Annotated in this window: 6 protein-coding genes; 4 read left to right on the top strand and 2 right to left on the bottom strand. The window is 72.4% G+C overall.

Annotated features, from left to right (window positions below; all coding sequences use genetic code 11):
• The coding region (locus IE312_RS42755; protein ID WP_229900683.1) for a DUF1707 SHOCT-like domain-containing protein at window positions 1–317 on the bottom strand (317 nt) is incomplete at its 3' end.
• 144 nt (window positions 318–461) lie between these two features.
• Between IE312_RS42755 and IE312_RS31970 the strand changes: the two genes are divergently transcribed.
• The 4 genes from IE312_RS31970 to IE312_RS31955 all read left to right on the top strand — a co-directional run bounded on the left by IE312_RS31970 (window position 462) and on the right by IE312_RS31955 (window position 6,970).
• Window positions 462–2,132: a fumarate hydratase gene (locus tag IE312_RS31970; protein ID WP_189985746.1), complete on the top strand. Its 1,671-nt coding sequence runs from the start codon at window positions 462–464 to the stop codon at window positions 2,130–2,132.
• Window positions 2,133–2,434: 302 nt separating this feature from the next.
• A complete protein-coding gene (locus IE312_RS31965) occupies window positions 2,435–3,820 on the top strand; it encodes a class II fumarate hydratase (protein ID WP_189985745.1) in 1,386 nt (461 codons plus the stop codon).
• 83 nt (window positions 3,821–3,903) lie between these two features.
• The gene (gene fomD, locus IE312_RS31960) at window positions 3,904–4,593 is read left to right on the top strand and encodes a cytidylyl-2-hydroxypropylphosphonate hydrolase (RefSeq protein ID WP_189985744.1); all 690 of its coding nucleotides are present in this window, start codon (window positions 3,904–3,906) and stop codon (window positions 4,591–4,593) included.
• Window positions 4,594–4,861: 268 nt separating this feature from the next.
• On the top strand, window positions 4,862–6,970 hold the full coding sequence (locus tag IE312_RS31955) for a SpoIIE family protein phosphatase (protein ID WP_189985743.1): 2,109 nt from the start codon (window positions 4,862–4,864) through the stop codon (window positions 6,968–6,970).
• 60 nt (window positions 6,971–7,030) lie between these two features.
• Here IE312_RS31955 and IE312_RS42750 read toward each other — a convergent pair.
• Window positions 7,031–7,767, bottom strand: a 737-nt coding sequence (locus tag IE312_RS42750) for a penicillin-binding transpeptidase domain-containing protein (RefSeq protein ID WP_268254377.1), incomplete at its 5' end; no start/stop codon positions are given.

Raw genomic sequence — 7,767 nt, 5'->3', positions numbered from 1 at the left:
ATGGCGCTGCTGAACACCGCCACCACGCTGGCGTCCGCCTCCGCCGGGATCGCGTCCGGGCCGGGGCGCGAGGGGGCGGAGGCGTAGGCGGGCCCGGCGGGACGCCGGTGCGCGGCAGGCAGGTCCCGGACGAAGACCTCCAGCTCGCCCACCGTCTTGGCGTTCAGCACGCCGTCCACGCGCTCGGCGTGCTCGTCGGCGGTCAGCCGGCCCTCGGCGAGGGCCTCACGGAGGATGTCGGCGACCCGGTCGCGGTCGGCGTCGGAGGCGCGCAGCTCGGCTGCGGGTGTGGGTGCGTGCTGCTTCTGAAGGTCCACGGCAGCAGCGTACCCAAACACGATAGATCGCGACACCCCCGACTGAGCCGGACCTCACAGGTCCGCCGCCGTCGGCAGGTTCTACGCTGGACAGGCCCGCCAGCGTCGGCGGGCACCGTCCGTCACAGTGAGGAATGGGCTGAGATGCCTGAGTTCGCGTACACCGATCTGCTCCCGCAAGGAGAGGACACCACCCCGTACCGGCTGGTGACGTCCGAGGGCGTCTCCACGGTCGAGGGGCCCGACGGGCGGACGTTCCTCAAGGTGGAGCCCGAGGCGCTGCGCAAGCTGGCCGCGGAGGCCATCCACGACATCCAGCACTACCTGCGGCCGGCCCACCTCGCCCAGCTGCGCCGGATCATCGACGACCCGGAGGCGTCGGCGAACGACAAGTTCGTCGCGCTGGACCTGCTGAAGAACGCGAACATCGCGGCGGCGGGCGTGCTGCCCATGTGCCAGGACACCGGCACCGCGATCGTGATGGGCAAGCGCGGCCAGAACGTGCTGACGGCGGGCGAGGACGCCGAGCACCTCTCGCACGGCATCTACGACGCCTACACCAAGCTGAACCTGCGCTACTCGCAGATGGCTCCGCTCACCATGTGGGAGGAGAAGAACACCGGGTCCAACCTGCCGGCCCAGATCGAGCTGTACGCCACCGACGGCGGCGCCTACAAGTTCCTGTTCATGGCCAAGGGCGGCGGCTCCGCGAACAAGTCCTTCCTGTACCAGGAGACGAAGGCCGTCCTGAACGAGGCCTCCATGATGAAGTTCCTGGAGGAGAAGATCCGCTCGCTGGGCACGGCCGCCTGCCCGCCGTACCACCTGGCGATCGTCGTCGGCGGCACCAGCGCCGAGTACGCGCTGAAGACCGCGAAGTACGCCTCCGCGCACTACCTGGACGAGATCCCGGCGGAGGGCTCCGAACTCGGCCACGGCTTCCGCGACAAGGAGCTGGAGCAGAAGGTCTTCGAGCTGACCCAGAAGATCGGCATCGGCGCGCAGTTCGGCGGCAAGTACTTCTGCCACGACGTGCGCGTGGTCCGCCTGCCGCGGCACGGCGCGTCCTGCCCGGTCGCGATCGCCGTCTCCTGCTCCGCCGACCGCCAGGCCGTCGCCAAGATCACGGCCGAGGGCGTCTTCCTGGAGCAGCTGGAGACGGACCCGGCGCGCTTCCTGCCGGACACGACGGACGAGCATCTCGACGAGGCCGGCGACGTCGTGCGGATCGACCTGAACCAGCCGATGGACACGATCCTCGCGGAGCTGGCCAAGTACCCGGTCAAGACCCGCCTGTCGCTGACCGGTCCCCTGGTCGTGGCCCGTGACATCGCGCACGCGAAGATCAAGGAGCGGCTGGACGCGGGCGAGGAGATGCCGCAGTACCTCAAGGACCACCCGGTGTACTACGCCGGTCCGGCCAAGACCCCCGAGGGCTACGCCTCCGGCTCCTTCGGTCCGACCACGGCCGGCCGCATGGACTCCTACGTGGAGCAGTTCCAGGCGGCGGGCGGCTCCAGGGTGATGCTGGCCAAGGGCAACCGCAGCAAGCAGGTCACCGACGCGTGCGCCGCGCACGGCGGCTTCTACCTCGGCTCGATCGGCGGCCCGGCCGCCCGCCTCGCCCAGGACTGCATCAAGAAGGTGGAGGTCCTGGAGTACGAGGAGCTGGGCATGGAGGCCGTCTGGAAGATCGAGGTCGAGGACTTCCCGGCGTTCATCGTGGTGGACGACAAGGGGAACGACTTCTTCCAGGACCCCGCGCCGCAGCCGACGTTCACCTCGATCCCGGTGCGGGGCCCGGGTCTGGGCTGACCCGGCAGCGACACCCGCGGAGAGCCCCTGGCGAGTTGCCGGGGGCTCTGTCGTCCTCTCGGCGCCCAGGGGCCGAGAGCGGCCCTCACGGGCCCCGTCGGTCCCAGCCCCGCCAGCGGTCCGGTTGTGACCGATAGGGCCGACGTTCACCTCGATCCCGGTGCGGGGTCCATGGCTCGGCCGACCCCGTGCCGGACGCCCGCCCCTGAGGGAACCGGGGGCGGGCATCCGGGGTACCCGGACGTTTCCCCCGGAAGGACCGGGGCCCGGAACATCGCCGGTCCCCCGTTCGCTATACGGGTATGAGCGAATACCGGATCGAGCACGACTCCATGGGCGAGGTACGCGTCCCCGCGGAGGCCAAGTGGCGCGCGCAGACACAGCGGGCCGTGGAGAACTTCCCCGTCTCCGGGCAGCGCATCGAGCGGGCCCACATCGAGGCGCTGGCCCGCATCAAGGCGGCCGCGGCGAAGGTCAACGCCGAGCTGGGCGTGCTGGACAAGGACGTGGCGGAGGCCATCCAGGAGGCGGCCGGCGAGGTCGCCGCGGGGAAGTGGGACGAACACTTCCCGGTCGACGTGTTCCAGACGGGCTCCGGCACCTCGTCCAACATGAACACCAACGAGGTCGTGGCCACCCTCGCGACCGAGCGGCTCGGCCGGGACGTGCACCCCAACGACCACGTCAACGCCTCCCAGTCGTCCAACGACGTGTTCCCGTCCTCGATCCACATCGCGGCCACCGCCGCCGTCACCCACGACCTGATCCCGGCCCTGGAGCACCTCGCCGCCTCCCTGGAGCGCAAGTCCGAGGAGTTCGCGGACGTGGTGAAGTCCGGCCGGACCCATCTGATGGACGCCACCCCGGTGACCCTCGGCCAGGAGTTCGGCGGGTACGCGGCCCAGGTGCGCTACGGCGTGGAGCGCCTCCGGGCCTCCCTGCCGCGCCTGGCCGAACTGCCGCTGGGCGGCACGGCGGTCGGCACCGGCATCAACACCCCGCGCGGGTTCTCCGCCGCCGTCATCGAGGAGGTCGCCCGGGTCACGGGGCTGCCGTTCACCGAGGCCCGCGACCACTTCGAGGCCCAGGGCGCCCGGGACGGCATCGTGGAGACCAGCGGGCAGCTGCGGACCATCGCGGTCGGCCTGACGAAGATCGCCAACGATCTGCGCTGGATGGCCTCCGGGCCGCGCACCGGCCTCGCCGAGATCCGGCTGCCCGACCTCCAGCCCGGCTCCTCGATCATGCCGGGCAAGGTGAACCCGGTGGTCCCGGAGGCCGTGCTGATGGTCGCCGCCCAGGTCATCGGCAACGACGCCACCATCGCGACCGCGGGCGCCGCGGGCAACTTCGAGCTGAACGTCATGCTCCCGGTCATCGCCAAGAACGTCCTGGAGTCGGTCCGGCTGCTCGCCAACGTCTCGCGGCTGCTGGCCGACCGCACGGTCGACGGCATCACCGCCGACCGGGAACGCGCCCACGAGTACGCGGAGTCGTCGCCGTCCGTGGTGACCCCGCTGAACAAGTACATCGGCTACGAGGAGGCCGCGAAGGTCGCCAAGAAGTCCCTCGCGGAGCGCAGGACGATCCGCGAAGTCGTCCTGGAGAGCGGGTACGTGGAGCGCGGCGACCTGACGCTGGAACAGCTCGACGCGGCGCTGGACGTCCTGCGGATGACGCGCCCGTGACCGCGGACGGGGCTTTCCGGCCGGCCGGGCACCGGGTGATGCGCGCCGCAGCGTCGTATGCCCCTGGCACCTAATATCTGTCCATGACGGACGACGGAACGGTGACACGAGTGACGGCGGGAGCGGGGACGTACTGGACGCCCGGGACGCACATCCTGTGGCGCTACCGGGAGAACGGCGGCGAGCACGTCCACATCGCCCGGCCGGTCACCGTCGTACGCGACGACCCGGAGCTGCTGGCGGTGTGGCTCGCCCCCGGCACCGAGTGCGTGAAGCCGGTGCTGGCCGACGGCACGCCCGTGCACCTGGAGCCGCTGGAGTCCCGTTACACCAAGCCGCGTACCGTCCAGCGGGACCGCTGGTTCGGCACGGGCGTGCTGAAGGTGGCCGAGCCCGGCCGGCCCTGGTCGGTGTGGCTGTTCTGGGAGCCGGGCTGGCGGTTCAAGAACTGGTACGTCAACCTGGAGCAGCCGCTGGCCCGTTGGGCGGGCGGGGTGGACTCCGAGGACCACTTCCTGGACATCTCCGTGCACCCGGACCGGACGTGGCACTGGCGGGACGAGGACGAGTTCGCGCAGGCCCAGCGGGACGGGCTGATGGACGCGGCGACGGCCGGGAGGGTGCGGGTGGCGGGACGGGAGGCGGTGGAGGTGATCCGCGCGTGGGGGACGCCGTTCGCGGACGGCTGGCAGAACTGGCGCCCGGACCCGTCCTGGACGGTACCTTCTCTTCCCGAGGACTGGCACCGCACTCCCGCGCACGTGTCCTCATGAGACCCTTGATGCGCCCCCAGGCAAGAAACGTAGGATCGTCCTCCGCAAGGGCGCTGCAGCGCAACCACCGGAGCATGTGCTGGGCTTGACCGATCGTCACCGAGGGGCGGCAGGACGTGAGCGAGGGGTACCAGGGCACCACCAGGAGAGCCCGCCCGGCGGGAAATCCGTTCCCGGGGCACGTATTGCGGGTATCGGCATTGCGGCGGGACCAACTGCGCGCCCGGCCCACCCGGCGCACAGCCCCGGACGGATGGATGCGACACGCGTGACGGAGCAGCCCACCTCACTCGGACGCCCCCAGTCGGGCGTCGACCCCGCGGAGACCCGCGGGGCCGTCCTGCGTGCCCCGGAACAGTCCGCGCAGCAGTTCGGCAACCCGGCCTTACCCGCACAGGCCCGGCCCGACGGACCGCCCTCCGGCCCGGCCACGGCCGCCGCGCCCTGCGGCCAGGCACCGGACGGCAAGGGGAAGGAGCTCCCAGTCAACGGCCCCGAGCACTCCCAGCCCGCCGCCACCGAGCCCGACGCCCACCGCCCGCGCCCCGCACCGGAGGCCATCCCGGCCCAGCCCGGTGCCGAGCAGGAGCGGACTCCGGGCGGTGAGGAGCGCCGTACCGGGCGCGGACTGCCGCCGGGGCGGCCCATGCCCATGCGGCGGGACGGGGACCGGCTCAGGTTCGTGGGCGCGGCCACCCGGCGGATCGCCCGCGGGCTCGACCTCGACGAGATCGTGATGGGGCTGTGCCGGGCCACCGTGCCCACGTTCTCCGACGCGATCCTGGTCTACCTGCGCGAACCGCTGCCGGTCGGTGACGAGCGGCCCAGTGGTCCGGTGGTGCTGCGGCTGCGCCGCACCGACCGGATACCCCCGGAGCGGGACACCGACGGGGTGCTGCTGCCGCCGGCGTTCGACCCGGATCCGGAGCCGTCGGTGCTGGCGGACCTGTCGTCGCTGACCGCCGAGCTGTGCGAGGTGCGGCCGGGCGGCGCGCTGAACGAGGTGCTGCGCGGGGTGCGGCCGGTGTTCGCCGACGCGCCCGCCGCCCGGGCCGCGCTGCCCGAGCTGCTCGGCGAGGGCGGCGAGGTGGTCGTACCGGGCGGGCGGCACGCGATCCTCGCGCCGTTGCGCGGCCGGCGCCGGGTGATCGGCGCGGCCGTGTTCCTGCGCCGCGCGGACCGGCTCGCGTTCGAGGCGGACGATCTGCTGGTGGCCGCGCAGCTGGCCACGCACAGCGCGCTGGGCATCGACAAGGCGGTGCTGTACGGCCGGGAGGCGTACATCGCCGACGAGCTGCAGCGCACCATGCTGCCCGAGACGCTGCCCCGGCCGACCGGGGTCCGGCTGGCGTCCCGCTACCTGCCGGCGGCGGAGACCGCGCGGGTCGGCGGCGACTGGTACGACGCGATCCCGCTGCCCGGCAGCCGGGTCGCTCTGGTCGTCGGCGACGTGATGGGCCACTCGATGACCTCGGCGGCGATCATGGGCCAGCTGCGCACGACGGCGCAGACGCTGGCCGGGCTCGACCTGCCGCCGCAGGAGGTGCTGCACCACCTGGACGAGCAGGCGCAGCGCCTGGGCACGGATCGCATGGCGACCTGCCTGTACGCCGTCTACGACCCGGTGACGCACCGCATCACGATCGCCAATGCCGGGCATCCGCCGCCCGTCCTGCTGCACCTGGGCGGCCGGGCCGAGGTACTGCGGGTGCCGCCGGGCGCGCCGATCGGCGTGGGCGGGGTGGACTTCGAGGCGGTGGAGCTGGACGCGCCCGCCGGGGGCACGCTGCTGCTGTACACCGACGGTCTGGTGGAGTCCCGGCTGCGGGACGTGTGGACCGGGATAGAGCAGCTGCGGGAGAAGCTGGCCGCGACCGCGCAGCTGACCGGCCCGGACCATCCGCCGCCGCTGGAAGCGCTGTGCGACGAGGTGCTGGACATGCTCGGTCCGGGCGACCGGGACGACGACATCGCGCTGCTCGCGGCCCGGTTCGACGGGATCGCGCCGAGCGATGTCGCCTACTGGACGCTGGAGCCGGAGGACTCCGCCCCGGGCCAGGCCCGCCGGCTGGCCCGGCGGGCGCTGGCGCGCTGGGACCTGGAGGAGCTGACGGACTCGGTGGAGCTGCTGGTCAGCGAGGTCGTGACGAACGCCGTGCGGTACGCGTCGCGGCCGGTGACGCTGCGGCTGCTGCGCACGGACGTGCTGCGCTGCGAGGTCGGCGACGACGTGCCGCAGCTGCCGCGGCTGCGGCAGGCCCGGGCCACGGACGAGGGCGGGCGCGGTCTGTACCTGGTCAACCGGCTGGCCAGGCGCTGGGGCGCGACCCGGCTGAGCACCGGCAAGGTGGTCTGGTTCGAGCTGAACCGCGGTTGAGCCGCTGACGGCACGCGAAGGGCGCCCGGAGTTCTCCGGGCGCCCTTCTCCTGTGCGGGTCTACTGGCCGAAGTTGCCCTCGGGGTCGAGCGGGTCCTCCGTGATGGGGGTCGTCGGCGGGCTGGTGGTAGGAGTCTGGGACGGCGTCTGCGACGGGGTCCGCGAGGGCGTCTGCGACGGGCTCTGGGACGGCGTTTGTGTCGGCGACTTGGACGTCGGCGGCGCGCTGGAGGGCGTCCGCGAGGGCGTCTGGGTCGGGGTCTGGCTGATCGTCGGCGTCTCGACGGGTGCGACGGCCGCGCCCTGCGTGGTGTTCAGGTCGAACTGGGCCTTGCGGGCGACGCTGAAGGTGTACGCGGCCCAGATCTTCGCCGGGTAGCCGCCGCCGTTGATCCGGCCGGGTGGCGGGAGCAGGCCGGTCGCGCCCTTCATGGACACGTGGGCCCTGGTCTTCGGGTCCTCGCCGAACAGGCCGACGGAGGTGACCAAGGTCGGCGTGTAGCCGGTGAACCAGGCCGACTTGTTCTCGTCGGAGGTACCGGTCTTGCCCGCCACTTGCTGGCCGCCGCGCAGCGGGTTCCTCGCCACGGACTCACTGGCCGTACCGTCGTCCACCACGCCGGTGAGCACGGAGGTGACCGTGTCGGCGGCCGTACGGCTGATCACCGAGCCCCCGACCGGGTTCGGCAGGTCCACCGAGCGGCCCTTGTTCACGGCCGACTTGATGATCGTCGGGGTCACCTTGTAGCCGTGGTTGGCGAAGGTGGCGTAGATGCCGGCCATCTCCAGGGGGCTGG

Origin of the sequence: Streptomyces capoamus, assembly GCF_014654935.1 — a bacterium.
Lineage (GTDB): Bacteria > Actinomycetota > Actinomycetes > Streptomycetales > Streptomycetaceae > Streptomyces > Streptomyces capoamus.
The sequence above is the reverse complement of the archived record's forward strand: the minus strand, read 5'-3'. Positions and strand labels throughout refer to the sequence as shown.

What these genes read in the sequence shown, in the direction of transcription:
- IE312_RS31970 (WP_189985746.1), top strand. Translation starts at nt 462, where the DNA reads ATGCCTGAGTTCGCGTACACCGATCTGCTCCCGCAAGGAGAGGACACC.
- IE312_RS31965 (WP_189985745.1), top strand. Translation starts at nt 2,435, where the DNA reads ATGAGCGAATACCGGATCGAGCACGACTCCATGGGCGAGGTACGCGTC.
- fomD (WP_189985744.1), top strand. Translation starts at nt 3,904, where the DNA reads ATGACGGACGACGGAACGGTGACACGAGTGACGGCGGGAGCGGGGACG.